This window comes from Bacillus sp. FSL K6-1366 (genome assembly GCF_037976695.1).
Lineage (GTDB): Bacteria > Bacillota > Bacilli > Bacillales > Bacillaceae > Bacillus > Bacillus subtilis.
The window spans coordinates 418,929-443,949 of the sequence record NZ_CP150268.1 but is presented as its reverse complement, the minus strand read 5'-3'; the positions used below and the strand labels follow the sequence as shown (position 1 = coordinate 443,949).

At 43.2% G+C, this 25,021-nt stretch carries 32 protein-coding genes, 1 pseudogene and 1 riboswitch; of the genes and pseudogenes, 29 read left to right on the top strand and 4 right to left on the bottom strand.

Annotated elements, in window-relative coordinates; genetic code table 11:
• Positions 1 to 86 precede the first annotated feature (86 nt).
• The 12 genes from dacF (at position 87) to lysA (ending at position 9,405) form a co-directional block, all read left to right on the top strand.
• A complete protein-coding gene (dacF, locus tag MHI44_RS02325) occupies positions 87 to 1,256 on the top strand; it encodes a D-alanyl-D-alanine carboxypeptidase DacF (RefSeq protein WP_004398637.1) in 1,170 nt (389 codons plus the stop codon).
• 95 nt (positions 1,257 to 1,351) lie between these two features.
• The gene (gene spoIIAA / locus MHI44_RS02320) at positions 1,352 to 1,705 is read left to right on the top strand and encodes an anti-sigma F factor antagonist (RefSeq protein WP_004398633.1); all 354 of its coding nucleotides are present in this window, start codon (positions 1,352 to 1,354) and stop codon (positions 1,703 to 1,705) included.
• Positions 1,702 to 2,142, top strand: coding sequence for an anti-sigma F factor (spoIIAB, locus tag MHI44_RS02315; RefSeq protein ID WP_014477237.1), 441 nt, complete (start codon positions 1,702 to 1,704; stop codon positions 2,140 to 2,142). Before spoIIAA ends, spoIIAB begins: the two co-directional genes overlap by 4 nt.
• An 11-nt stretch (positions 2,143 to 2,153) precedes the next feature.
• Positions 2,154 to 2,921 (top strand): RNA polymerase sporulation sigma factor SigF, encoded by a 768-nt coding sequence (sigF, locus tag MHI44_RS02310; RefSeq protein WP_003230458.1) that lies wholly within the window; start codon positions 2,154 to 2,156, stop codon positions 2,919 to 2,921.
• A 126-nt stretch (positions 2,922 to 3,047) separates the two neighbouring features.
• On the top strand, positions 3,048 to 3,668 hold the full coding sequence (gene spoVAA / locus MHI44_RS02305) for a stage V sporulation protein SpoVAA (protein ID WP_015714205.1): 621 nt from the start codon (positions 3,048 to 3,050) through the stop codon (positions 3,666 to 3,668).
• Positions 3,658 to 4,083, top strand: coding sequence for a stage V sporulation protein SpoVAB (gene spoVAB / locus MHI44_RS02300; protein ID WP_003230463.1), 426 nt, complete (start codon positions 3,658 to 3,660; stop codon positions 4,081 to 4,083). The genes spoVAA and spoVAB overlap by 11 nt, the downstream gene beginning before the upstream one ends.
• A 12-nt stretch (positions 4,084 to 4,095) precedes the next feature.
• Complete coding sequence (gene spoVAC / locus MHI44_RS02295; protein ID WP_003223947.1) at positions 4,096 to 4,548, top strand: stage V sporulation protein AC; 453 nt, start codon at positions 4,096 to 4,098, stop codon at positions 4,546 to 4,548.
• 12 nt (positions 4,549 to 4,560) lie between these two features.
• Positions 4,561 to 5,577, top strand: a complete 1,017-nt coding sequence (gene spoVAD, locus MHI44_RS02290) for a stage V sporulation protein AD (protein WP_003230465.1) — start codon at positions 4,561 to 4,563, stop codon at positions 5,575 to 5,577.
• A gap of 1 nt (position 5,578) precedes the next feature.
• Entirely contained in the window at positions 5,579 to 5,929 is a 351-nt protein-coding gene (gene spoVAE, locus MHI44_RS02285; protein ID WP_003230467.1) for a stage V sporulation protein AE, read from the top strand.
• Between the two features lie 7 nt (positions 5,930 to 5,936).
• Positions 5,937 to 6,548 carry a stage V sporulation protein SpoVABEA gene (spoVAEA, locus tag MHI44_RS02280; RefSeq protein ID WP_003230469.1) on the top strand — a complete coding sequence of 204 codons (612 nt, stop codon included), beginning with the start codon at positions 5,937 to 5,939 and terminating at the stop codon, positions 6,546 to 6,548.
• Positions 6,499 to 7,980 carry a spore germination protein SpoVAF gene (spoVAF, locus tag MHI44_RS02275; RefSeq protein WP_003230471.1) on the top strand — a complete coding sequence of 494 codons (1,482 nt, stop codon included), beginning with the start codon at positions 6,499 to 6,501 and terminating at the stop codon, positions 7,978 to 7,980. The genes spoVAEA and spoVAF overlap by 50 nt, the downstream gene beginning before the upstream one ends.
• Before the next feature lie 105 nt (positions 7,981 to 8,085).
• A complete protein-coding gene (gene lysA / locus MHI44_RS02270; protein ID WP_273796683.1) occupies positions 8,086 to 9,405 on the top strand; it encodes a diaminopimelate decarboxylase in 1,320 nt (439 codons plus the stop codon).
• 29 nt (positions 9,406 to 9,434) lie between these two features.
• Here the strand turns inward: lysA and MHI44_RS02265 are convergent, their stop codons facing one another.
• Positions 9,435 to 10,307: a DUF1002 domain-containing protein gene (locus MHI44_RS02265; RefSeq protein WP_009967658.1), complete on the bottom strand. Its 873-nt coding sequence runs from the start codon at positions 10,305 to 10,307 to the stop codon at positions 9,435 to 9,437.
• Between the two features lie 256 nt (positions 10,308 to 10,563).
• Here MHI44_RS02265 and MHI44_RS02260 point away from each other — a divergent pair, with 256 nt between their 5' ends.
• A complete protein-coding gene (locus MHI44_RS02260) occupies positions 10,564 to 10,995 on the top strand; it encodes a peptidylprolyl isomerase (RefSeq protein WP_003223931.1) in 432 nt (143 codons plus the stop codon).
• 135 nt (positions 10,996 to 11,130) lie between these two features.
• Here the strand turns inward: MHI44_RS02260 and MHI44_RS02255 are convergent, their stop codons facing one another.
• Complete coding sequence (locus MHI44_RS02255) at positions 11,131 to 11,343, bottom strand: spore germination protein (RefSeq protein WP_003230479.1); 213 nt, start codon at positions 11,341 to 11,343, stop codon at positions 11,131 to 11,133.
• Positions 11,344 to 12,022: 679 nt separating this feature from the next.
• Here MHI44_RS02255 and MHI44_RS02250 point away from each other — a divergent pair.
• Positions 12,023 to 12,240: pseudogene (locus tag MHI44_RS02250) on the top strand (hypothetical protein).
• A 620-nt stretch (positions 12,241 to 12,860) separates the two neighbouring features.
• The gene (locus MHI44_RS02245) at positions 12,861 to 13,067 is read left to right on the top strand and encodes a zinc ribbon domain-containing protein (RefSeq protein ID WP_003230483.1); all 207 of its coding nucleotides are present in this window, start codon (positions 12,861 to 12,863) and stop codon (positions 13,065 to 13,067) included.
• Here MHI44_RS02245 and MHI44_RS02240 read toward each other — a convergent pair.
• Positions 13,010 to 13,246: a hypothetical protein gene (locus MHI44_RS02240; protein ID WP_010886560.1), complete on the bottom strand. Its 237-nt coding sequence runs from the start codon at positions 13,244 to 13,246 to the stop codon at positions 13,010 to 13,012. The two genes, MHI44_RS02245 and MHI44_RS02240, sit on opposite strands and share 58 nt — an antisense overlap.
• Positions 13,247 to 13,512: 266 nt before the next feature.
• Here MHI44_RS02240 and lepB point away from each other — a divergent pair, with 266 nt between their 5' ends.
• The 7 genes from lepB to ribT all read left to right on the top strand — a co-directional run bounded on the left by lepB (position 13,513) and on the right by ribT (position 18,978).
• Positions 13,513 to 14,067, top strand: coding sequence for a signal peptidase I (gene lepB / locus MHI44_RS02235; protein WP_003246166.1), 555 nt, complete (start codon positions 13,513 to 13,515; stop codon positions 14,065 to 14,067).
• 234 nt (positions 14,068 to 14,301) lie between these two features.
• The gene (locus MHI44_RS02230; RefSeq protein ID WP_003230488.1) at positions 14,302 to 14,646 is read left to right on the top strand and encodes a hypothetical protein; all 345 of its coding nucleotides are present in this window, start codon (positions 14,302 to 14,304) and stop codon (positions 14,644 to 14,646) included.
• A gap of 119 nt (positions 14,647 to 14,765) precedes the next feature.
• A riboswitch (FMN riboswitch) is annotated at positions 14,766 to 14,910 on the top strand.
• Between the two features lie 129 nt (positions 14,911 to 15,039).
• Positions 15,040 to 16,125, top strand: coding sequence for a bifunctional diaminohydroxyphosphoribosylaminopyrimidine deaminase/5-amino-6-(5-phosphoribosylamino)uracil reductase RibD (ribD, locus tag MHI44_RS02225; RefSeq protein WP_004398763.1), 1,086 nt, complete (start codon positions 15,040 to 15,042; stop codon positions 16,123 to 16,125).
• A gap of 10 nt (positions 16,126 to 16,135) precedes the next feature.
• Complete coding sequence (gene ribE / locus MHI44_RS02220) at positions 16,136 to 16,783, top strand: riboflavin synthase subunit alpha (RefSeq protein ID WP_029317961.1); 648 nt, start codon at positions 16,136 to 16,138, stop codon at positions 16,781 to 16,783.
• A gap of 14 nt (positions 16,784 to 16,797) precedes the next feature.
• Complete coding sequence (locus MHI44_RS02215; protein ID WP_014480160.1) at positions 16,798 to 17,994, top strand: bifunctional 3,4-dihydroxy-2-butanone-4-phosphate synthase/GTP cyclohydrolase II; 1,197 nt, start codon at positions 16,798 to 16,800, stop codon at positions 17,992 to 17,994.
• A 32-nt stretch (positions 17,995 to 18,026) separates the two neighbouring features.
• On the top strand, positions 18,027 to 18,491 hold the full coding sequence (gene ribH, locus MHI44_RS02210; protein WP_003223915.1) for a 6,7-dimethyl-8-ribityllumazine synthase: 465 nt from the start codon (positions 18,027 to 18,029) through the stop codon (positions 18,489 to 18,491).
• A 112-nt stretch (positions 18,492 to 18,603) separates the two neighbouring features.
• Positions 18,604 to 18,978, top strand: a complete 375-nt coding sequence (gene ribT / locus MHI44_RS02205) for a GNAT family N-acetyltransferase RibT (protein ID WP_003223910.1) — start codon at positions 18,604 to 18,606, stop codon at positions 18,976 to 18,978.
• Between the two features lie 13 nt (positions 18,979 to 18,991).
• Here ribT and MHI44_RS02200 read toward each other — a convergent pair whose 3' ends face one another.
• Complete coding sequence (locus MHI44_RS02200) at positions 18,992 to 19,516, bottom strand: DUF309 domain-containing protein (protein ID WP_076458070.1); 525 nt, start codon at positions 19,514 to 19,516, stop codon at positions 18,992 to 18,994.
• Between the two features lie 280 nt (positions 19,517 to 19,796).
• Here MHI44_RS02200 and scpA point away from each other — a divergent pair, with 280 nt between their 5' ends.
• From scpA to rluB, 7 genes are all read left to right on the top strand, one after another.
• The gene (gene scpA / locus MHI44_RS02195; protein WP_015714192.1) at positions 19,797 to 20,552 is read left to right on the top strand and encodes a segregation/condensation protein A; all 756 of its coding nucleotides are present in this window, start codon (positions 19,797 to 19,799) and stop codon (positions 20,550 to 20,552) included.
• Positions 20,542 to 21,135 carry an SMC-Scp complex subunit ScpB gene (scpB, locus tag MHI44_RS02190; RefSeq protein ID WP_003223904.1) on the top strand — a complete coding sequence of 198 codons (594 nt, stop codon included), beginning with the start codon at positions 20,542 to 20,544 and terminating at the stop codon, positions 21,133 to 21,135. Before scpA ends, scpB begins: the two co-directional genes overlap by 11 nt.
• A gap of 54 nt (positions 21,136 to 21,189) precedes the next feature.
• Positions 21,190 to 21,729 carry a YpuI family protein gene (locus MHI44_RS02185; protein ID WP_014477219.1) on the top strand — a complete coding sequence of 180 codons (540 nt, stop codon included), beginning with the start codon at positions 21,190 to 21,192 and terminating at the stop codon, positions 21,727 to 21,729.
• Positions 21,730 to 21,851: 122 nt separating this feature from the next.
• Positions 21,852 to 23,000 (top strand): D-alanyl-D-alanine carboxypeptidase DacB, encoded by a 1,149-nt coding sequence (gene dacB, locus MHI44_RS02180; RefSeq protein WP_003230505.1) that lies wholly within the window; start codon positions 21,852 to 21,854, stop codon positions 22,998 to 23,000.
• Entirely contained in the window at positions 22,988 to 23,578 is a 591-nt protein-coding gene (spmA, locus tag MHI44_RS02175; protein ID WP_004398980.1) for a spore maturation protein SpmA, read from the top strand. Before dacB ends, spmA begins: the two co-directional genes overlap by 13 nt.
• 4 nt (positions 23,579 to 23,582) lie before the next feature.
• Positions 23,583 to 24,119 (top strand): spore maturation protein SpmB, encoded by a 537-nt coding sequence (gene spmB / locus MHI44_RS02170; RefSeq protein ID WP_029317965.1) that lies wholly within the window; start codon positions 23,583 to 23,585, stop codon positions 24,117 to 24,119.
• A 91-nt stretch (positions 24,120 to 24,210) separates the two neighbouring features.
• Entirely contained in the window at positions 24,211 to 24,945 is a 735-nt protein-coding gene (rluB, locus tag MHI44_RS02165; RefSeq protein ID WP_004398815.1) for a 23S rRNA pseudouridine(2605) synthase RluB, read from the top strand.
• Positions 24,946 to 25,021: the final 76 nt, after the last annotated feature.

Sequence of the window (25,021 nt, the reverse complement as noted above, 5' to 3'; positions counted from 1 at the left end):
AAATTCGAAACATTTTCCATCAGTGGCGTATAAAACCATCACGCTTGGAAAAAATAAAAAGGATTATGAAATGGAGGGCTTTTGAGATGAAACGTCTTTTATCCACTTTGTTGATTGGTATAATGCTGCTTACATTTGCACCGTCTGCATTTGCAAAACAAGACGGAAAACGTACATCGGAGCTTGCTCATGAAGCGAAGTCTGCGGTGCTGATAGAACGTGACACGGGAAAAGTGCTTTACAACAAGAACAGCAATGAGAGACTGGCGCCTGCAAGCATGACGAAAATTATGACGATGCTTTTGATTATGGAAGCTTTAGATAAAGGCAAAATCAAAATGAGTGATAAGGTCCGTACAAGCGAGCATGCGGCGTCAATGGGCGGCTCACAGATATTCCTTGAGCCCGGCGAAGAAATGACTGTCAAAGAAATGCTGAAAGGCATCGCAATCGCTTCGGGAAATGACGCTTCCGTCGCCATGGCTGAATTTATTTCCGGCTCTGAAGAAGAATTTGTGAAGAAAATGAATAAAAAAGCAAAAGAGCTGGGATTGAAAAATACATCCTTTAAAAACCCAACAGGACTGACCGAGGAAGGACACTACAGCTCTGCTTATGACATGGCAATCATGGCTAAGGAATTATTGAAATACGAATCAATTACGAAGTTTACCGGCACGTATGAAGATTATCTGCGTGAAAATACAGATAAAAAGTTTTGGCTTGTAAATACAAATCGCCTTATCAAATTTTATCCTGGTGTAGACGGCGTAAAAACAGGCTATACAGGCGAAGCGAAATATTGTCTGACTGCTTCGGCTAAAAAAGGAAACATGCGGGCCATAGCGGTTGTATTCGGAGCGAGCACGCCTAAAGAAAGAAACGCGCAAGTGACAAAAATGCTTGACTTCGCCTTTAGCCAATATGAAACGCATCCTTTATATAAACGAAATCAAACAGTAGCAAAAGTAAAGGTCAAAAAAGGGAAACAAAAATTTATCGAACTCACTACATCTGAGCCGATTTCAATATTGACGAAAAAAGGCGAGGATATGAACGATGTGAAAAAAGAAATCAAGATGAAGGACAATATTAGTGCTCCGATTCAAAAAGGCCAAGAGCTTGGCACTCTTGTTCTGAAAAAGGATGGAGAAGTACTCGCTGAAAGTCCTGTTGCTGCAAAAGAAGATATGAAGAAAGCCGGGTTTATCACATTCTTAAAGCGGACGATGGGAGACTGGACAAAATTTAAGTAATTATGCCGAATGACCACTAGTTTTGTCACGGTGAAGGAATTCATTCCGTCGAAATCGAAACACTCATTATCCGATCATATCAAGGAGGAATGAGCATGAGCCTTGGAATTGACATGAATGTCAAAGAATCTGTGCTTTGTATTCGATTAACAGGCGAACTCGATCACCATACGGCTGAAACCCTGAAGCAAAAAGTGACTCAATCATTGGAGAAGGATGATATTCGCCATATCGTGCTGAACTTGGAGGACCTCTCCTTTATGGACAGCTCGGGGCTTGGCGTTATTTTAGGAAGATACAAGCAAATTAAGCAAATTGGCGGGGAAATGGTCGTTTGCGCTATCTCTCCTGCGGTGAAGCGATTGTTTGATATGTCGGGTCTGTTTAAAATTATCCGATTTGAACAATCTGAACAGCAGGCGCTCCTGACACTGGGGGTGGCATCATGAAAAATGAAATGCACATTGAGTTTTCTGCCCTCAGTCAGAATGAATCGTTCGCCCGTGTGACAGTTGCATCATTTATAGCTCAGCTGGACCCGACAATGGATGAACTGACTGAAATCAAAACAGTCGTGTCAGAGGCTGTCACGAATGCGATTATCCATGGATATGAAGAGAACTGTGAAGGAAAAGTTTACATTTCAGTGACGCTGGAAGATCATGTCGTATATATGACTATTCGTGATGAAGGCTTAGGCATTACAGATCTTGAAGAAGCCCGTCAGCCTCTATTTACGACTAAGCCTGAGCTTGAGCGCTCTGGAATGGGCTTTACCATTATGGAAAATTTCATGGATGATGTCAGTATCGATTCATCGCCTGAAATGGGAACAACGATTCGCTTAACAAAGCACTTATCAAAAAGCAAAGCGCTTTGTAATTAAGGAGATTTGTTATGGATGTGGAGGTTAAGAAAAACGGCAAAAACGCTCAGCTGAAGGATCATGAAGTAAAGGAATTAATCAAACAAAGCCAAAATGGCGACCAGCAGGCAAGAGACCTCCTCATAGAAAAAAACATGCGTCTTGTTTGGTCTGTCGTACAGCGGTTTTTAAACAGAGGATATGAGCCTGACGATCTCTTCCAGATCGGCTGCATCGGGCTGTTAAAATCTGTTGACAAATTTGATTTAACCTATGATGTGCGTTTTTCAACGTATGCAGTGCCGATGATTATCGGAGAAATCCAACGATTTATCCGTGATGACGGAACCGTAAAGGTATCAAGGTCATTAAAAGAGCTTGGAAACAAAATCCGGCGCGCAAAGGATGAGCTTTCGAAAACACTGGGCAGAGTGCCGACGGTGCAGGAGATCGCTGACCATTTGGAGATTGAAGCTGAGGATGTTGTACTGGCCCAAGAGGCGGTAAGGGCTCCATCTTCGATTCACGAAACCGTTTATGAAAATGACGGAGATCCGATTACCCTGCTTGATCAAATCGCTGACAACTCAGAAGAAAAATGGTTTGACAAAATTGCGCTGAAAGAAGCAATCAGCGATTTGGAGGAAAGGGAAAAACTAATCGTCTATCTCAGATATTATAAAGACCAGACACAGTCCGAGGTGGCTGAGCGGCTCGGGATCTCTCAGGTGCAGGTTTCCAGGCTTGAAAAGAAAATATTAAAACAGATCAAGGTTCAAATGGATCATACGGATGGCTAGTCTGCAGTGCAGGCTAGCTTTTTTGTGTGCAAAAGCGTGGTAATTTATGGTCTTTTCGAGCGGATGAATGAGAACAAAATCGAACCACATACTACATATATAACCACCGAAAGATGGTGATCAATGATGGAACGACGAATATTTATCCGGCTTCGCCACCGGGTGCTGGCACATCCAGGGGATATTATTACCGTTGGAGATGCCGCGCAAATAGAAGGGCAGCTTCAGCTGAAAAAGAAACTTTCGGCTATGCCGCTTTATCAGGTGAGCGAAAAAGATAAAAATATCGTAATTCTGGATATCATACAAGTCCTCAGAGCCATTCATTTACAAGATCCGACACTTGATGTTCAAACCGTAGGCGGAGCAGAAACCATTGTTGAAATTCAATATCGAAAGCGAAATTTATCAACGGTTCTATTTATCGGTGTCTGGCTGCTTCTGTTTATTGGATCGTGTCTTGCCATCATGAACTTTCATGAGGATGTAAGCATGAGAGATGTTCATATCGCACTATATGAAATCATAACCGGAGAGAGGAATGACTATCCATATTTGCTTCAAATCCCATACAGCATCGGTTTGGGACTGGGGATGATCGTGTTTTTTAACCACATATTTAAAAAGCGCCTAAATGAAGAGCCCAGCCCGCTGGAGGTTGAGATGTTTAACTATCAGCTTGATCTCGATCAATATGTGGCCATGCATGAGAATCAAGAAACCATAAAGGATCTGCATGATCGTTAGTGTATTGTTCATTATTTTTGTCGGGCTCGGCGGAGGCATAACGGTGGGGGCGGGTTTCGTTGCTTTTTTAACCGTAATGGGAATCATTCCGCGGCTGATGCAGCTCACCAAAACAATGAGATTTGTTCAGGCTTATGAAGCGGCTGTTATTCTTGGCGCGGTTTGCGGGGGATGGGAGACGCTTCATATGAATCATCTTTATCTAACAAAATGGATAGCTGTGCCGGTCGGGCTTCTGGCAGGTTTGTTCGTCGGGATGCTAGCTGCTGCTCTTACAGAGGTTTTAAATGTCCTGCCGATTTTGGCAAAACGAATCGGGCTCAGAAGTAAAATCATTATTTTATTAATGGCCATCGTGATTGGGAAAATCGCGGGATCTTTATTTCACTGGCTGTACTTTATTGACCATTCATAAGGAGGTTTCAAGATGACAAACATAAAAGAAAATTACAAATCAAAAGTGAAAACATATCAGCCTAAGCCCCCTTACGTCTGGAACTGTGTAAAAGCCTTTTTAGTGGGCGGACTGATTTGTGCAATCGGGCAAGGTCTGCAAAATTTTTATATCCATTTTTTTGATTTCAATGAAAAAACTGCGGGGAATCCAACAGCTGCAACGCTGATATTAATTTCTGCCCTGCTTACAGGGTTTGGAATCTATGACAGAATCGGACAATTCGCAGGCGCAGGTTCAGCCGTACCTGTCACAGGTTTTGCCAACAGTATGGCAAGCGCGGCTCTTGAATATAAAAGCGAAGGATTAGTGCTTGGAGTAGCGACAAATATGTTTAAACTGGCAGGAAATGTTATTGTTTTCGGAGTTGTAGCTGCATACATCGTTGGAATGATTCGGTTTGCTTTTGAGAAACTGATGTCATAGGAGGAGAAGAAAATGAAATTAACAGGAAAGCAAACCTGGGTATTTGAACATCCCATATTTGTCAACTCAGCGGGAACGGCAGCAGGACCAAAGGAAAAAGACGGACCGCTCGGCTCTTTATTTGATAAAACCTATGACGAAATGCATTGTAATCAAAAAAGCTGGGAAATGGCGGAACGGCAGCTGATGGAAGACGCTGTTAATGTTGCGCTTCAAAAAAACAATCTGACAAAAGATGATATTGACCTATTGCTGGCAGGCGACTTGCTGAACCAAAACGTGACGGCTAACTATGTCGCAAGACACTTGAAAATCCCATTTCTTTGTATGTTTGGCGCCTGTTCAACATCAATGGAAACAGTGGCTGTCGCATCAGCCTTAGTTGATGGCGGGTTTGCCAAAAGGGCACTCGCTGCCACCAGCAGTCACAATGCAACTGCGGAAAGACAGTTTCGCTATCCGACAGAATACGGAGGCCAAAAACCGGACACTGCTACCTCCACTGTAACCGGAAGCGGTGCAGTTGTCATCAGTCAGACACCGGGTGATATCCAAATCACAAGTGCGACTGTCGGGAAGGTTTCTGATTTAGGAATTACAGATCCTTTTGATATGGGATCGGCTATGGCTCCGGCTGCAGCTGATACGATTAAGCAGCACTTTAAAGATCTCAACCGGACAGCGGATGACTATGATCTAATCCTGACAGGTGACCTGTCAGGCGTCGGTTCTCCAATCGTAAAAGACATTTTAAAAGAAGATGGATATCCAGTCGGCACAAAGCATGATGATTGCGGGCTTCTGATTTACACTCCGGATCAGCAGGTCTTTGCCGGGGGGAGCGGCTGTGCTTGTTCAGCGGTTGTCACCTACTCTCATATTTTTAAGCAGCTGAGAGAAGGAAAACTAAACCGTGTATTTGTCGTGGCGACCGGGGCGCTATTAAGCCCGACGATGATCCAGCAAAAAGAAACCATCCCGACTATCGCCCACGGGGTTGTATTTGAGCGTGCAGGAGGTGCATCTTAACATGGACTACCTTTTGGCTTTTGTCTGCGGCGGGGCCATTTGTATCGTCGGCCAGCTGCTCTTGGATATTTTTAAATTGACGCCAGCTCATGTCATGACATCATTTGTTGTAATCGGTGCAATATTAGATGGTTTCGGCATTTACGATAAATTTATTGAATTTGCCGGAGGAGGCGCCACCGTTCCGATCGTCAGCTTCGGTCACAGTCTTCTGCACGGCGCCATGCATCAGGCGCATATACACGGATTTATCGGAATCGGCATGGGGATTTTTGAGCTGACCTCGGCCGGTATCTCAGCCGCTATTCTTTTCGCCTTTATCGTAGCTGTTATTTTCAAACCGAAAGGATAATGCCGACATGACGACAAAACGCAAGGTCATACTGGTAACAGACGGGGATGTTTATGCCGCTAAAACAATTGAATACGCCGCAAGCAAAGTGGGAGGCCGATGCATTTCACAATCAAAAGGGAATCCTTCCACCCGCAGCGGCGCCGAGCTTGTCAAGCTGATCGCCTCAGCACCGTATGATCCTGTATTTGTCATGTTTGACGACTCCGGCCTTCAAGGAGAGGGTCCAGGAGAAGCCGCTCTAACCTATGTCGCAACCCATCCGTCTATTGAAGTGCTCGGTGTGATTGCGGTCGCGTCAAAAACACATCAGGCTGAATGGACCAGGGTCGATGTAAGCATTGACCGCAATGGAGAAATAACTGAATACGGCGTCGATAAAGTCGGGGAAAGGGAATTTGATGACCACAGAATGAGTGGAGATACAGTCTATTGCCTTGATAAACTTGATCTCCCGCTTATTGTCGGTATCGGGGATATCGGCAAAATGGGCAGAAAAGACGATATCTCAAAAGGGTCGCCAATCACCATGAAAGCGGTCGAGTTTATTTTAGAAAGGAGCGGGTATCATGCCGGACCACAAGGAAGAGAAAATTCGGGTTTATCGGAATCCAGCTAAAAATGAAGAGTATTTCAAAAACCGTGTTGGGATGGGGACGAGCTATGATGTAGGTGTTCGCAAGCTCACGATTTTAGATAAAGAGATCCAGCTTTACTATCTAAATGGATTATGCGATACAGCCTATATTATTCATTTAATGAGAGAGCTTGTTGCCATTAACAATCGGAAAGAAGACCCTGATGAGCTGGTCGACATCGTCGAAAACAGGCTGCTTAACGCCCAGGTCGAAAAAGTAAAAACCTTGGATGAAACCACCGACCAAGTGCTGTCCGGGCTCGTCGCTGTCATTGTTGAAGGTGCAGGCTTCGCATTTATAATTGACGTCAGAAGCTATCCGGGCAGAAACCCGGAAGAACCTGATACGGAAAAGGTAGTCAGGGGAGCCAGAGACGGATTTGTTGAAAATATCGTCGTCAATACGGCCCTTCTCAGAAGGCGGATCAGAGACGAACGCCTTCGAGTCAAGATGACTAAAGTTGGTGAGCGGTCAAAGACGGATTTAAGCATTTGTTATATAGAAGATATAGCTGATCCGGATCTGGTTGAGATCGTAGAAAAAGAAATTGCATCCATTGATGTCGATGGATTAACAATGGCAGACAAAACTGTCGAGGAATTCATTGTTAATCAAAGCTATAATCCTTTTCCGCTCGTGCGCTATACAGAAAGACCGGATGTGGCCGCAAATCATGTTCTAGAAGGCCATGTTATCATTATAGTGGACACATCGCCGAGTGTGATCATTACCCCGACGACTTTATTTCACCATGTGCAGCATGCTGAAGAATATAGGCAGGCGCCTTCAGTCGGGACCTTTTTAAGATGGGTAAGATTTTTCGGTATTCTTGCTTCTACTTTATTTCTTCCGATCTGGTTTCTCTTTGTGCTTCAGCCTGATCTGCTCCCGGACAACATGAAATTTATCGGTTTAAATAAAGATACGCATATCCCGATCATCCTGCAGATATTTTTAGCTGACTTAGGAATCGAGTTTCTCAGAATGGCTGCCATTCACACACCGACGGCTTTATCGACAGCAATGGGTTTAATTGCCGCTGTTCTGATCGGGCAGATTGCGATTGAGGTCGGCCTTTTTTCTCCTGAGGTGATTCTGTACGTCTCACTTGCGGCGATTGGAACCTTTACGACGCCTAGTTATGAATTAAGCTTGGCAAACAAAATGAGCCGTCTTGTCCTCATGATACTCGTTGCTTTATTTCATATAAAAGGGCTCGTCATCGGATTTACAGTGCTAATTATTGCCATGGCAAGCATCAAATCCCTTCAGACACCGTACTTATGGCCGCTGATTCCCTTTAACGGAAAGGCGCTGTGGCAGGTTCTTGTCCGCACAGCGAAACCTGGCGCAAAAGTAAGACCCAGCATCGTTCACCCCAAAAATCGCTTAAGGCAGCCTACCAATTCATAATCGCATTGAAACTGACTGAAGAGTATGATAATGTATGTCTTAATTATGAAGGGACAGTCCATAAAACTGTCCTTTCATCCATAAGCGGAGAAAGAGGGAATGACATTGTTCTTACACGGCACAAGCAGACAAAATCAACATGGTCATTTAGAAATCGGAGGTGTGGATGCTCTCTATTTAGCGGAGAAATATGGTACACCTCTTTACGTATATGATGTGGCTTTAATACGTGAGCGTGCTAAAAGCTTTAAGCAGGCGTTTATTTCTGCAGGGCTGAAAGCACAGGTGGCATATGCGAGCAAAGCATTCTCATCAGTCGCAATGATTCAGCTCGCTGAGGAAGAGGGACTTTCTTTAGATGTCGTATCCGGAGGAGAGCTTTATACGGCTGTTGCGGCAGGCTTTCCGGCAGAACGCATCCACTTTCATGGAAACAATAAGAGCAGGGAAGAACTGCGCATGGCGCTTGAGCACCGCATCGGCTGCATTGTGGTGGATAATTTCTATGAAATTGCGCTTCTTGAAGACCTATGTAAAGAAACGGGTCACTCCATCGATGTTCTTCTTCGGATCACGCCCGGAGTAGAAGCGCATACGCATGACTACATTACAACGGGCCAGGAAGATTCAAAGTTTGGTTTCGATCTTCATAACGGACAAACTGAACGGGCCATTGAACAAGTATTACAATCGGAACACATTCAGCTGCTGGGTGTCCATTGCCATATCGGCTCGCAAATCTTTGATACGGCCGGTTTTGTGTTAGCAGCGGAAAAAATCTTCAAAAAACTAGACGAATGGAGAGATTCATATTCATTTGTATCCAAGGTGCTGAATCTTGGAGGAGGTTTCGGCATTCGTTATACGGAAGATGATGAACCGCTTCATGCCACTGAATACGTTGAAAAAATTATCGAAGCTGTGAAAGAAAATGCTTCCCGTTACGGTTTTGACATTCCGGAAATTTGGATCGAACCGGGCCGTTCTCTCGTGGGAGACGCAGGCACAACTCTTTATACGGTTGGCTCTCAAAAAGAAGTGCCGGGTGTCCGCCAATATGTGGCTGTAGACGGAGGCATGAACGACAATATTCGTCCTGCGCTTTACCAAGCTAAATATGAAGCTGCGGCAGCCAACAGGATCGGAGAAGCGCATGACAAAACGGTATCAATTGCCGGAAAGTGCTGTGAAAGCGGAGATATGCTGATTTGGGATATTAACCTGCCGGAAGTAAAAGAAGGCGATCTTCTTGCCGTTTTTTGTACAGGCGCTTATGGATACAGCATGGCCAACAATTATAACCGTATTCCGAGACCCGCCGTTGTATTTGTCGAAAACGGTGAGGCTCATTTAGTCGTGAAGCGAGAAACATACGAAGATATTGTAAAACTTGATCTGCCATTTAAAACGGGTGTAAAGCAATAAAAGAAAGCGCCGATTTTTCGGCGCTTTTCCTATTTGAATATAGATACAATCGCATTCCAGATAGATACGAAGAAATCAATGACTTTCTGGATGAAGTTTTTGCCTTCATCTGATTCTATGAATTTCGTAATCTTATCTTTCGCTTTATCTAGCTGGTCACTGACCTGTCCCCAGTCAATGTCAGCGTTTTTCATCTTATTGAATAGGGAGACAAGCTGATTCTTTTGGCTGTCTGTAAGTGTGACGTTTAAATCAGAAGCTGCGTCATCCACTTGTTTTTCGATGTCAGCTTTATTATCAGGCACCCCGTTTTTAGCAAACTCTTCTTTGATTTTTGCAATCAGGGCTGCCGCATTTTCGTTACCGATTTTGTCTCCAAGCTCTGATGTCGTGACAAGCTCTTGGTTGGCGACCTGCTTAACATCCTCCGAGATCGCTTCGTCAGAAGAAACTTCATACGCCTTAATCAATCCAGTTAAAGCGGCAGTCCCGGATACTTCAAACGGTGCTGTAACATACACCTTCGCATCTTTAACACCGGCTGTCATCAGTGCATTCAGGTACATTTCATCTGTGATGCCGCTGATATTATGGGTCTCAACATTCAATCCGGAGCCTTTTTTGGCAATGGTGATTGACGATGAAGAAATCGCTCTCGATCCGATTTGCGCGTTCGATATATATTTTCCTAAATATTCATGTTCTTCCTTATTGGTCACGGTTACCGTTGTGGCATTATCAGGGACATTCATTTCATCAAGCACTTTTTGTTTGTCAGATTCTGACAAATCAGCACCCAGTGTTACAATGACATCTCCAACTGCGGCATCCGCGAGACTGACCTTCGGAACCATCAGCAGCAAAACGGCCGCTGCCAGCATTCCAATCCAAATTTTCTTCAAAGCAGTTTGACCTCCTTCAATTTCACAAGCAGCTGGATAGTGCTGCTTTGTGAGGACCTGAATCATGAAAAATACAGTTCCGTTAGGTTAGACGGAGATAAAGAGATTCAGGTTTCATTTTTATTTTTTAGTAAAGCTCGGGAGATTCGTTTTCCCCCGAAAGGTGTGGTATAATAGCCGCGACAAGGAGAGACAGGCTATAACCTATCATACATAATCTCCTTTGAAAATTAAAATAAAGAAAGTAGGCATACAATTGAAAACAGGTTACTTTTTATTAGAAGACGGGAACAAAATTGAATTTGAACTTTATCCTGAAGCTGCACCTGGAACTGTTGCAAACTTTGAAAAGCTTGCGAACGAAGGCTTTTATGACGGGCTTACATTCCACCGAGTGATCCCTGGCTTCGTCAGCCAAGGCGGATGCCCGCACGGAACTGGTACAGGCGGTCCGGGATACACAATCAAATGTGAAACAGAAGGCAACCCGCATACACATGAGGCGGGCGCACTTTCTATGGCACATGCCGGAAAAGACACTGGCGGCAGCCAATTTTTCATCGTTCATGAGCCACAGCCTCATTTGAACGGTGTTCACACTGTATTTGGTAAAGTAACAAGCGGATTAGAATTCGCGAAAAACATGTCTAATGGCGATGTCATGAAAGAAGTTCGTGTAGAAGGCTAATCGGCAGGCAAAAGGCTTCCTCTTAGAGAGGAAGCTTTTTTTATTGGCCAAAAATGTTCAATAAAAAACCGCCGAATGCTGATGGCGGTTGGCAAAACCAGGTGTTTAGTTAGTGACCCCCGTGTATTGAATACATTAAAAAGTTTTGGTGACGTTCTGATCAGTAAATTGATGATTAATCATTTTAGCCTTGCTTACAAAGTTATTTTCAAAGACAATTCCTGTGTTTAAACCTCCGGAGCCAAACACAGATTTGGACAAAGTTAAAGGCCTGATCATAAAAGCGCCACCTACGTTAATTACACTGTTCCCGGAAACGTTGTTTATATTAATAGGATAATCAATCATACTATTAAGTCTCCTTTCATATCATTCTATTGTTTATATGTATTAGTGCTAGAGTTGATTAGCGTAAACTTATCGGCAAAAATATTTAGGAGATGCCTGTTTTTATTGATTTATAAAAATGCTCGAAAAAAGATCCTCTTTTAAAGCTTCTGGAAGCCCAGCTATCTGTCTATTCTTTTAACTACTCTGAATGCGGCAGCTGCTTTTCTGGCGAATGTAATAGGATCATCCTGTGCTGACTCAAAATGCATATACATTGCACCCGGCTCACTAAATAACTAGTGGTTATGCAATGCAGTAATCGTCATGCGCCGCTATCCTAGTTCGGTGAGCAAAGAATTTACCTCTTCATGTACGAAACTAAGTGAAATACTTTATCATTTCGAACCTCAAACGGGGAAAATGGGGAATGGCCAAGGAATGAGGTAGGCAAACAAACACCTGACTCGGTGGCAGAAAGAACTGCCCAAAATTTTGGCAAACTCCCTGTGTATCTTTTGTTTCCTCCCATTTCATGCTATTGCTCCTCCTATGTCAAAAAAGAATGTATGAGTGACGAGTATAGGAGAGAAGATCCCGCCATAGACAATGTTGTTGGACGACTGAAGGTGAAATTGTGCTGATTATACAAAAAGTGGATTGGGAATGATAAAAGAACAAAAAAGTTTAAGGAGAATCCGTGCAAGTTTTGACGGGTTTGCTCGAACAGTACGGATATGCCGTCTTGTTTATTGTCTTGATGTTAGAGCTTCTAACTTTACTTGGACCGGGAGAGTTTCTGATGGGTTATGTCGGTGTTCTCGTGTTTCAAGAAAAGTTAAACTGGGTGCTAAGCATGTTAGCGGCCGGATTGGGGAGCTGTGTGGGAGTGAGCATGTCGTATTGGATCGGGTATAGACTGGGCCCAGCTGCAATTCAGATAGCTTTTGCCTCGAGAGGTGTTCTGTTAGCCGTTATTGTTCTAACTTTTCTTTGGACGGTATTCAAAGGGCAAGGTTGGAAAATCGAACTCTCTTTCTTATTTTTCCTAGTCATTGGTGGAGAGCTTTATGAAGAGGGAATCAGACGGCTCTTTCATTCCCTTCATCCTGTTCACGCTCCTTTGGAAAGTCATGTATTATATCCATTCCCAAGCGAACAGACGTTAACGGCATTTGTCATTTTTGGTTTTTATGCTTATCTTTTTGTGCGTCATTCTCACAAGGCGTGTCTGCAAACTGTTGCGTTTTTTTGTTTATTATCGTTTTATTCCTCATCGGGCTGAGCCGTGTGTACTTTATGAGCAGTATCCGAGTGATGTTGCTGCGGGTTACGCCTTCGGCGGTGTTTGGCTGAGTTTGAATGTTTTGGTCATGGAGCTTTTCCGTTTCTCCAGAAGATTTACCAAGCTGAGAAACGAACCCAATTAGTATGTAATCAAAATTAAGTAAACTTTAAAGTAGTACGGTTCATTGGGATTGGTATTTTGTAGTAAAATAAATCAAACAAACGTGATGTAATGAAAAGGAGATCGCGATATGGACAACAAAGGCTGTATAAAATGCGGCAGTACAGAAGCCGGACAAAAAGAAATAGCCACAACCGGCACGGGATTATCAAAGCTGTTTGACGTGCAGCATAACCGATTTCTAGTGGTTTACTGTAAGAACTGCGGATATTCAGAATTTTATAATAAAGAGTCTTCAACTGCCGGGAATATATTGGATTTATTTTTTGGAGGCTGATCCATGTTTTCGAGCTTGAATGATTTTAAACATATTATGAAAGCAAAAAACGGGGTGCGGTTATCACCTGTGAAATAGGTTGCCGCAAACATTCCAGTAACCTTCATGACGTTAATTGTTTTGTCAAGTGCCATGGGTATCATGGACTGGGAGATCAATGGAATGCAGTAAATGAACAAACTGCCCGTAACCTCATGCTTTATATACGATCTAAAGATTTTGCATATGAGAACTCTCTTTCTTCTGAGTCCATCGCTTCTGAATTATGCGATTCATTTCTTTCAATATTTTCAGGCCTAGTTATGATCGACAAGAAAAAATAGGCATGATGTGGGTAGAAGATGAAGATTAACAGTTTGTAAAATCACTTCAATGGTCCTAATGGGATTTTTTTTCGATTCGTGATAACATAAATTGAAGACCGTTGTTTATTGGAGGAAATCAGTTGAAATCAGAAAATGTTTCGAAGAAAAAATCAATATTAGAATGGGCAAAAGCAATTGTGATTGCTGTCGTTCTTGCTTTGCTCATCCGCAACTTTATTTTTGCGCCGTATGTCGTTGATGGTGACTCTATGTATCCTACACTTCACAACCGTGAAAGGGTCTTTGTTAATATGACAGTCAAATACATCGGCGAGTTTGATAGAGGAGACATCGTCGTGTTAAACGGAGATGATGTTCACTATGTCAAACGTATTATCGGCCTTCCCGGCGATACGGTTGAGATGAAAAATGACCAGCTCTATATTAACGGGAAAAAGGTGGACGAACCTTATTTGGCGGCTAATAAAAAGAGAGCGAAACAGGACGGTTTTGACCATTTGACCGATGATTTCGGCCCGGTTAAAGTGCCTGATAACAAGTATTTTGTGATGGGTGACAATCGTCGGAATTCCATGGACAGCCGTAACGGACTTGGCCTCTTCACGAAAAAACAAATTGCGGGTACGTCAAAGTTTGTTTTCTACCCGTTTAACGAAATGCGCAAAACAAATTAGGATCAAGCAGTTTCCCATTGGGGCTGCTTTTTTTATATCTTTTTTACGTTCATCCCCTAAAAACAGAACATAAATTCGTATATCTATAGAAAAGAAATTTTTGCAGAAATGTGAAACATATTCCCGTTATGCATCGTTATATTAATAATTTACGAGAATTTACGGTTTTTTATTCATGAAAAAAAGGAATAACTCATATGAATGAATAGATTCATATTGGCTGGAGGTTTAGAAATGGGAAGAATAAAAACCAAGATTACCATTCTGTTAGTGCTTTTGCTTTTACTTGCAGGCGGTTATATGTACATAAATGACGTTGAGCTGAAGGATGTTCCGACAGCAATTGGACAAACCTTGTCCTCGGAAGAAGAGGAATACACCATCCAGGAATATAAAGTGACGAAAATTGACGGCTCAGAGTATCATGGAGTAGCAGAAAACGGAACGAAAATCATCTTCAACGGAAAAAAATTAAATCAGGATTTATCTGATATAAAAGAAGGTGACAAGATTAAGGCATACTTCAGCAAATCAAAGCGGATCGACGGATTAATCAAGGTTGCAAAAGTGAATGATTAAAAAACATCACCTTTCGGATCGAAGGGTGATGTTTTGTTTTTCTCAAATTGTAAGTTTATTTCATTGCGTACTTTAAAAAGGATCGCTATAATAGCCAATAAGGACAAATGAATAAAGATTGTATCCTTCGGGGCAGGGTGGAAATCCCGACCGGCGGTAGTAAAGCACATTTGCTTTAGAGCCCGTGACCCGTGTGCATAAGCACGCGGTGGATTCAGTTTAAGCTGAAGCCGACAGTGAAAGTCTGGATGGGAGAAGGATGATGAGCCGCTATGCAAAATGTTTAAAAATGCATAGTGTTATTTCCTATTGCGTAAAATACCTAAAGCCCCGAATTTTTTATAAATTCGGGGCTTTTTTGACGGTAAATAACAAAAGAGGGGAGGGAAACAAATGGAAGAGTATTATATGAAGCTGGCCTTAGATCTTGCGAAGCAGGGCGAAGGACAGACCGAATCCAATCCGCTCGTCGGCGCTGTTGTCGTAAAGGACGGACAAATTGTCGGAATGGGCGCCCATTTAAAATATGGTGAAGCTCATGCAGAAGTTCATGCCATCCATATGGCTGGAGCACATGCAGAGGGTGCCGACATTTACGTTACACTCGAACCGTGCAGCCATTACGGAAAAACACCGCCATGTGCAGAATTGATTATCAACTCTGGTATCAAAAGAGTGTTCGTGGCGATGAGAGATCCTAATCCGCTTGTGGCTGGAAGAGGGATCAGCATGATGAAAGAAGCTGGCATTGAGGTAAGGGAAGGCATCCTGGCAGACCAGGCGGAGAGGCTGAATGAAAAATTTCTGCACTTTATGAGGACAGGCCTTCCGTACGTCACGCTAAAAGCGGCTGCCAGCCTTGACGGCAAGATAGCTACCAGCACGGGTGACAGCAAATGGATCACGTCAGAGGCTGCAAGACAGGATGCTCAGCAATACAGGAAAACACACCAAAGCATTTTAGTCGGAGTTGGCACAGTGAAAGCCGACAATCCGAGCTTAACCTGCAGACTGCCGAATGTAACAAAACAGCCGGTTCGGGTCATACTTGATACCGTACTCTCGATTCCTGAGGACGCTAAAGTGATTTGCGATCAAATAGCGCCGACATGGATTTTTACGACGGCACGCGCAGACGAGGAAAAGAAAAAACGGCTTTCAGCTTTCGGAGTGAACATATTTACACTTGAAACCGAGCGCATTCAAATTCCTGATGTTTTGAAGATCCTAGCGGAAGAAGGCATCATGTCGGTGTATGTGGAAGGCGGTTCAGCTGTTCACGGAAGCTTTGTCAAAGAAGGCTGTTTTCAAGAAATCATCTTCTATTTTGCCCCTAAACTAATCGGAGGAACGCATGCTCCCAGCTTAATCTCCGGTGAAGGTTTTCAATCAATGAAAGATGTCCCCTTATTACAATTCACTGATATAACCCAAATCGGCCGTGATATCAAACTGACGGCAAAACCGACAAAGGAATAGGATGGTGACCATGTTTACAGGAATTATCGAAGAAACAGGCACAATCGAATCCATGAAAAAAGCAGGGCATTCAATGGCCTTAACAATTAAATGCTCAAAGATTTTAGAGGATGTTCATCTTGGCGACAGCATTGCAGTGAACGGCATTTGTCTGACTGTCACTGATTTTACAAAAAATCAATTCACAGTGGATGTTATGCCTGAAACAGTCAAAGCTACGTCACTGAATGATTTAACAAAAGGAAGCAAAGTAAATCTGGAAAGAGCAATGGCGGCAAACGGCCGTTTCGGAGGCCATTTCGTCTCAGGCCATGTCGACGGAACTGCGGAAATCACACGAATTGAAGAGAAAAGCAACGCAGTTTACTATGATTTAAAACTGGACCCGTCATTAACAAAAACATTGGTTTTAAAGGGATCAATTACTGTGGATGGCGTGAGCTTAACCATATTCGGCCTGACAGAAGACACAGTGACGATCTCCTTAATACCGCATACAATCAGCGAAACGATCTTTTCAGAAAAAACGATCGGCTCTAAAGTGAATATCGAATGCGATATGATCGGAAAATATATGTATCGATTTTTGCATAAAGCCAATGAAAATAAGACCCAACAAACCATTACAAAAGCCTTCTTAAGCGAAAACGGCTTTTAGAGAGGAAGATTTGCATGTTTCATCCGATAGAAGAAGCACTGGACGCTTTAAAAAAAGGCGAAGTCATCATCGTTGTAGATGATGAAGACAGAGAAAATGAAGGAGACTTTGTGGCTCTTGCCGAGCATGCAACGCCGGAAGTCATTAACTTTATGGCGACACATGGGAGAGGACTGATCTGCACGCCGCTCAGTGAGGAAATCGCAGACAGGCTTGATCTTCATCCTATGGTTGAGCATAATACAGATTCTCACCACACTGCATTTACCGTAAGCATAGACCATCGTGAAACGAAGACAGGTATCAGCGCTCAAGAAAGATCTTTTACCGTTCAAGCATTGCTGGACAGCACATCCGTGCCATCTGATTTTCAGCGTCCGGGGCACATTTTTCCGCTGATTGCGAAAAAAGGAGGTGTCCTGAAAAGAGCGGGCCATACAGAAGCTGCTGTTGATCTTGCTGAAGCCTGCGGATCTCCAGGAGCCGGCGTCATTTGTGAAATTATGAATGAAGACGGAACGATGGCGAGAGTGCCTGAGCTCATTGAAATTGCGAAAAAGCATCAATTAAAAATGATCACCATTAAGGATTTGATTCAATACCGTTACAATCTGACAACACTTGTCGAGCGTGAAGTTGACATTACGCTGCCTACTGATTTTGGGACATTTAAGGTTTATGGATACACAAATGAGGTAGATGGAAAAGAGCATGTCGCATTTGTGATGGGAGAGGTGCCGTTCGGAGAAGAACCGGTATTGGTCCGGGTACATTCAGAATGTCTCACAGGTGACGTGTTTGGCTCTCATCGCTGTGATTGTGGACCGCAGCTGCACGCTGCGCTGAACCAAATTGCCGCAGAAGGCCGTGGAGTGCTTCTGTACTTGCGCCAAGAAGGACGAGGCATCGGTTTAATCAATAAATTAAAAGCTTATAAGCTTCAGGAACAAGGCTATGACACCGTAGAAGCCAATGAGGCGCTTGGATTCTTGCCGGATCTTCGCAACTATGGCATCGGAGCACAAATTTTACGCGACCTCGGTGTCCGGAATATGAAGCTTTTGACGAATAATCCGCGAAAAATCGCAGGCCTTGAAGGCTACGGACTCAGTATTTCAGAAAGAGTGCCGCTTCAAATGGAGGCGAAAGAACACAATAAAAAATATTTGCAAACCAAAATGAACAAGCTAGGTCATTTACTTCATTTCTAATCATAAATATCACAAAAAAGGATGGGAATCATATGAATATCATACAAGGAAATTTAGTTGGTACAGGTCTTAAAATCGGAATCGTAGTAGGAAGATTTAATGATTTTATTACGAGCAAGCTGCTGAGCGGAGCAGAAGATGCGCTGCTCAGACATGGCGTAGACACAAATGACATTGATGTGGCTTGGGTTCCAGGCGCATTTGAAATACCGTTTGCTGCGAAAAAAATGGCGGAAACAAAAAAATATGATGCTATTATCACATTGGGCACTGTCATCAGAGGCGCGACGACACATTACGATTATGTCTGCAATGAAGCTGCAAAAGGCATCGCGCAAGCAGCAAACACTACTGGTGTACCTGTCATCTTTGGAATTGTAACAACTGAAAACATCGAACAGGCTATCGAGCGTGCCGGCACAAAAGCGGGCAACAAAGGTGTAGATTGTGCTGTTTCTGCCATTGAAATGGCAAATTTAAACCGCTCATTTGAATAATTTGCTGAAAACAGTTTAAAAATATGGCGAAAATGATATAATGTGAGAAAACGGATCACCTATTCGTATCCGTTAATAGCAGACTGGACATTTTGGATATAGAGGGGTTTTTATGTTAATTCGTTATAAAAAATCGTTTGAAAAGATTGCGATGGGGCTTCTTTCGTTTATGCCGAATGAAAAAGACCTTAAGCAGCTTCAGCAGACAATTAAGGACTACGAAACGGATACAGACCGCCAGCTCTTTCTTTGGAAAGAGGACGAGGATATCGTTGGAGCAATCGGAGTCGAAAAAAAGGATTCTGAGGTTGAGATCCGGCATATCAGTGTGAATCCTTCTCATCGCCATCAAGGAATCGGAAAACAGATGATGGATGCTTTAAAGCATTTATTCAAAACGCAAGTACTGGTTCCAAATGAATTAACGCAGAGCTTTTTCGAACGTTGTCAAGGTCAGCAGGATCAAGACATTTCATACAATAATTAAGCAGAGGCTGTGATCAGTCTCTGCTTTTTTTTCTGCGTTCTATTTCTTTTTCACGTTCACGGATGACGTCAGTCCGATCCCGCAAACGGTGTTTGTCGATAAGAAATATGTTGCTGAGTGCACTGGGCTGCCCCCATGTATACTTTTTTTTCCTGCATTCGATCCTGCATGCTTCCTCCAGTTTCTTATCTTTGATTGGCAGCATAATGCTTTTATAGGCAGAGCCCGTTTCAATTTGTTCGTAAACCGATTGCATAAGCTCGAGCAAACGGCCATGATCAAGCCCTAAGTCTTCGACTGCCCGGTGTTCTGCTTGAAGAATCCGGATGCTGTTCGCCATCAGTCTTTTTGCCCCGGCTGTATTCTGCCTTCTGTGATGATATAAAGCCACTGCAAGCTGAATAAAGCCCACCCAATAGCGTTTTCGTTTCTTTGGCGGGTCTTCCTTCCAGAATTCTTCTAATATTTCATGGCATTCAAAATAATCCCGTGTCGCGTGAAACTCAACGAGATACTCTATATAAGCTTTCGGATACAAGGTGTTTCCTCCTTTAATGTGCTTTTAGTGTACCATAGAAGGGATAAAAGGAAAAAAGAACGCTCGGCCTCTATTGCTTCTTAGAAAGGAAAACCAGAAGCTAAGGCTTTTTCTCCCGCTTCTGCGCTCCGAGCAAACACCTCTCGTGTTTTGAATATTCTGTACAAACTTGTTCAAAACAGGAAATGAAATAGTATTGGACGAGAGCTTTTTGGTGGCTTATACTATAGGGTAGCCAGTTTTTCCGGCAATGAGAGTGATACTTGAAAATGGTGAGATGATGGAAGAATATCAAGTGAAAATTGATACGTTTGAGGGCCCATTGGACCTGCTGCTTCATTTAATCAATCGTCTTGAAATTGACATATATGATATACCTGTGGCGAAGATCACTGAACAATATTTATTATATGTACATACGATGCGTGTGCTTGAGCTCGATATGGCCAGCGAGTATTTGGTTATGGCTGCCACGCTGCTCAGCATTAAAAGCAGAATGCTGCTCCCAAAGCAAGAGGAGGAGCTTTTTGAAGATGAATTGCTTGAAGAAGAAGATCCGCGGGAGGAACTGATTGAAAAGCTGATTGAGTATCGAAAATATAAAGATGCGGCGAAGGAATTAAAAGAACGGGAAGAAGAAAGACAAAAATCGTTCACGAAACCGCCGAGTGATTTGAGTGAATATGCAAAAGAAGTAAAACAGTCTGAGCAAAAGCTCTCTGTCACGGTCTATGATATGATCGGAGCTTTTCAAAAAGTGCTGAAACGCAAAAAAATAAACAGGCCGATGGAAACAACAATTACAAGACAGGACATACCAATCGAAGCCAGAATGAACGAAATCGTGCACAGCTTGAAATCTAGAGGAACGAGAATCAACTTTATGGATCTGTTTCCATATGAGCAAAAAGAACATTTAGTAGTGACCTTTCTAGCTGTTCTTGAGCTGATGAAAAATCAGCTGGTCCTCATTGAACAGGAGCACAATTTTTCAGATATTTACATTACGGGGAGTGAATCCATTCATGGGGCTTGATATCGTGAATTGGAAAGCTATTGTGGAAGCCCTTCTTTATGCGGCAGGCGATGAAGGGCTTACAAAAAAGCAGCTGTTAACAGTGCTTGAAATCGAAGAGCCTGAACTGAACACGATCATGGCGGATGTGGCGGACGAATACCGCGGAGATACACGAGGGATTGAACTTATTGAGTATGCAGATACGTACATGCTCTCTACCAAAAAAGACTTTGCGCCTTACTTGAAAAAACTGATTGAAGTGCCGTCAAAGGGCCTTTCTCAAGCATCTTTAGAAGTACTGGCCATTGTTTCATACAAACAGCCAATTACGAGAGCAGAAATTGAAGAAATCAGAGGAGTAAAATCAGAGCGGATTTTACACAGTCTTGTCGCGAAGGCGCTATTGTGTGAAGTAGGGCGTGCCGATGGTCCGGGGCGGGCCATTTTATACGGTACTACGCCGACTTTTCTTGAACAATTCGGTCTGAAAACGCTGGACGAGCTTCCGCCGCTGCCTGAAAATGCGGAAGAAGACGTTCTTCAAGAAGAAGCAGATTTATTTTTTGAAAACTTTAACCAAACCTTCGAAGATATAAAATAGAAGTTTAATGAATCGCGCTTTTTCATCATCATAAGATATAAGGAAGAAGCTATCATGAAAGAAGCAAAATGTGAGAGACAAAGACATGAGGGGAAGATACCAAACGAAATGGGACATTCGATTGTGCGAGCGCAGACTCAAAAAACAGGCGAATTCTTATCAATGGTTGTCAATACCGTGAACGATTACCTAAATCAAACGACGCTTGAGTCCTTACAGGCTGAATTGCCTATTGAAAAAGGATACTGCTGTGATGTGCTGAGCACTCTGAGAAGAATGGCAGTATTTTGTGAAGGAGGCGCAGAAGCGTGCCGCCGTCTCCTGATGCAGGAGCCTTTTCAGGAAGCCAGAGCGGAAAAAACACTTTATAATGTGTATCACCAATGCATTGAAGAGTTCTTTATGCCGAAAAAAGACACGTGGTGTGAAAATAGCCGGGCGTCTTATACCGGGGTCAGCGCAATTGAGTTTTATCATGCTGTTCCTGCGTCGCTTGAGCAATTATTATTGCCGTTGAGCGCGGCCTTTCTGAAGATGAGGGAAGAGCTGGCTCATTACGAAGCGTCCGGATCAAGCATGGCGCCAATCAGATAACGTTTACTCTCCCTTTTTCAGGGAGAGTTTTTTTATGTTTGCTTCCAGAAATATAATTGTTATTCATAACTGATGGACATGCGCATAAACTTGTACAAACCACCACAAGGACGTGAGCAAACATGCGCATTTTCAAAAAAGCAGTATTCGTGATCATGATTTCTTTTCTAATTGCAACCGTAAATGTGAATACAGCACATGCTGCTATAGATGTCAGTGCAAAAAGCGCGATCATTATTGACGGTGCGTCAGGCAGAGTGTTATATGCCAAGGATGAGCATCAAAAAAGGCGGATCGCGAGCATCACAAAAATTATGACCGCCGTCCTCGCCATCGAATCCGGCAAAATGGATCAAACAGTGACGGTTTCGGCAAATGCTGTCAGAACAGAAGGCTCCGCCATTTATTTAACAGAAGGTCAAAAAGTGAAGCTGAAAGATCTTGTGTATGGCCTGATGCTAAGATCAGGAAACGATGCCGCTGTCGCGATTGCTGAGCATGTCGGTGGGAGCCTCGATGGGTTTGTTTATATGATGAATCAAAAAGCCGAGCAGCTTGGTATGAAAAACACCCGTTTTCAAAACCCGCACGGATTGGACGACCATGAAAATCATTATTCAACAGCCTATGACATGGCCATTTTAACTAAGTATGCTATGAAGCTGAAAGACTATCAAAAGATTTCAGGCACAAAAATATACAAAGCGGAAACGATGGAAAGCGTATGGAAAAACAAAAACAAACTGCTGACCATGCTTTATCCGTACAGCACAGGAGGAAAAACAGGCTATACAAAACTTGCAAAACGGACACTGGTCTCTACGGCTTCAAAGGACGGCATTGACCTGATAGCCGTCACCATTAATGACCCTAATGATTGGGATGACCATATGAAGATGTTTAACTATGTGTTTGAGCATTATCAAACCTATTTAATTGCAAAAAAAGGGGATATTCCAAAGCTGAAAGGCACATTTTATGAATCGAAGGCTTTTATCAAACGTGATATCACCTATTTGCTGACCGAAGAGGAAAAAGAAAATGTAAAAATTAATACCACACTGCTCAAGCCGAAAAAAGCATGGGAAAAAGATGCCTCGAAAATCCCTGACATCGTAGGGCACATGGAGATCATGTTCAACGATGCAACCATCGCAAAAGTGCCGATCTATTATGAAAATGAGCGGCATCAAAAACCGAAGAAACAATTTTTTGAAACGTTTAAATCAATCTTTCTGAATGCGGCAGGCGGAGCAAAATGGTCAATATAATTTGGGTCAGTTTAACCGTGATCGGACTCGTTTTTGCGATGTGCAACGGAACTCTGCAAGATGTAAATGAAGCCGTGTTTAAGGGTGCGAAAGAAGCGATTACGATCTCATTTGGATTGATGAGCGTGCTTGTTTTCTGGCTTGGCTTAATGAAAATCGCCGAGCAGTCAGGGCTTTTGGATATTTTCAGCCGGATGTGCAGACCTTTTATATCTAAACTGTTCCCTGATATACCGCCGGATCACCCGGCGATGGGCTATATTTTATCTAATCTTATGGCGAATTTCTTCGGCCTCGGAAATGCAGCAACTCCGCTTGGCATTAAAGCAATGGAACAAATGAAAAAGCTGAACGGAAACCGATCGGAAGCAAGCCGGTCGATGATTACTTTTTTAGCTGTTAATACGTCCTGCATCACACTCATCCCGACAACGGTGATCGCTGTCCGAATGGCTTATTCCTCCAAAACGCCGACAGATATCGTCGGGCCAAGCATTTTGGCAACGCTTATTTCCGGAATCGGTGCCATTATCATTGATCGGTATTTTTATTACCGCCGCAAAAAGAAGGGAAGGTGAGCGGATGGAAATCATCAACTGGCTGTCTTTAGCCATGATTCCAATCATTATTGCCGGAATTCTTCTTTATGGAACGATCAAAAAGGTTCCGACATATGAATCGTTTGTCGAAGGCGGGAAAGAGGGGATAGAAATTGCCTTTTCCATTATCCCCTATTTAGTCGGAATGCTTGTCGCTATAACTGTTTTCAGATCATCAGGCGCGCTTGATTTTATAATGGATCTTTTAAAACCGGCTTTCTCCGCTATCGGCATCCCTGCTGAAGTAGCGCCGCTTGCTCTGATCCGCCCGATCTCCGGTACGGCCGCACTCGGAATGACGACCGATTTAATTGCAGTATACGGGCCCGATTCCTTTATCGGCAGGCTGGCTTCCGTCATGCAGGGATCTACAGATACAACGCTTTACGTACTGACTGTGTATTTCGGAGCAGTCGGCATTAAAAAAATGGGTGATGCATTAAAGGTGGGACTTCTTGCAGATTTAATCGGCGTAGTTGCATCTATCATCATCGTTACGTTATTATTTGGGAGCGCCTGAAAACGGCGTTTTTTTTAGATTTGGCATAGGAATTTGAAAAAGCTTGTTTGTTAAGGTTGAAAAAAGTAAGATAATACTTGAGGTGAAAGACATGGAAAGACTGCAAAAAGTGATTGCTCATGCCGGAGTTGCGTCGCGCAGAAAGGCAGAAGAGCTGATTAAAGAAGGAAAAGTAAAGGTGAATGGCAAAGTAGTAACAGAGCTAGGTGTTAAGGTCACCGGTTCTGATCAGATTGAGGTAAACGGGTTAAAGGTTGAACGCGAAGAGCCGGTTTACTTTCTCTTATATAAACCAAGAGGCGTTATTTCCGCAGCGCAAGATGATAAAGGACGCAAAGTGGTGACGGACTTTTTTAAAAATATTCCGCAGCGCATTTATCCGATTGGGCGTCTGGACTATGATACGAGCGGTCTTTTGCTTTTAACCAATGACGGCGAATTCGCCAATAAGCTAATGCATCCTAAGTATGAAATAGACAAAACATACGTGGCGAAGGTGAAAGGAATCCCGCCTAAAGAGCTGCTCAGAAAGCTGGAGCGCGGAATTAGGCTGGAGGAAGGCAAAACAGCGCCTGCTAAAGCGAAGCTGCTGTCTTTGGATAAGAAAAAGCAGACAAGCATTATTCAGCTGACGATCCATGAGGGACGCAACAGACAGGTGCGCCGCATGTTTGAAGCGATCGGACATGAGGTAATCAAGCTGAAGCGTGAGGAATACGCGTTTTTAAACCTGCGAGGCCTGCACACGGGCGATGCCAGAGAGCTTACGCCTCACGAAGTAAAAAGGCTCAGAGCACTGGCGGATCACGGTAAAAACGCTTTCTAAATTTCACATAACCTTCAAAAAGTAAGAAATGTGAAATGAACGTGCAATGATATAATTGAATGGATCTGCAATAGGG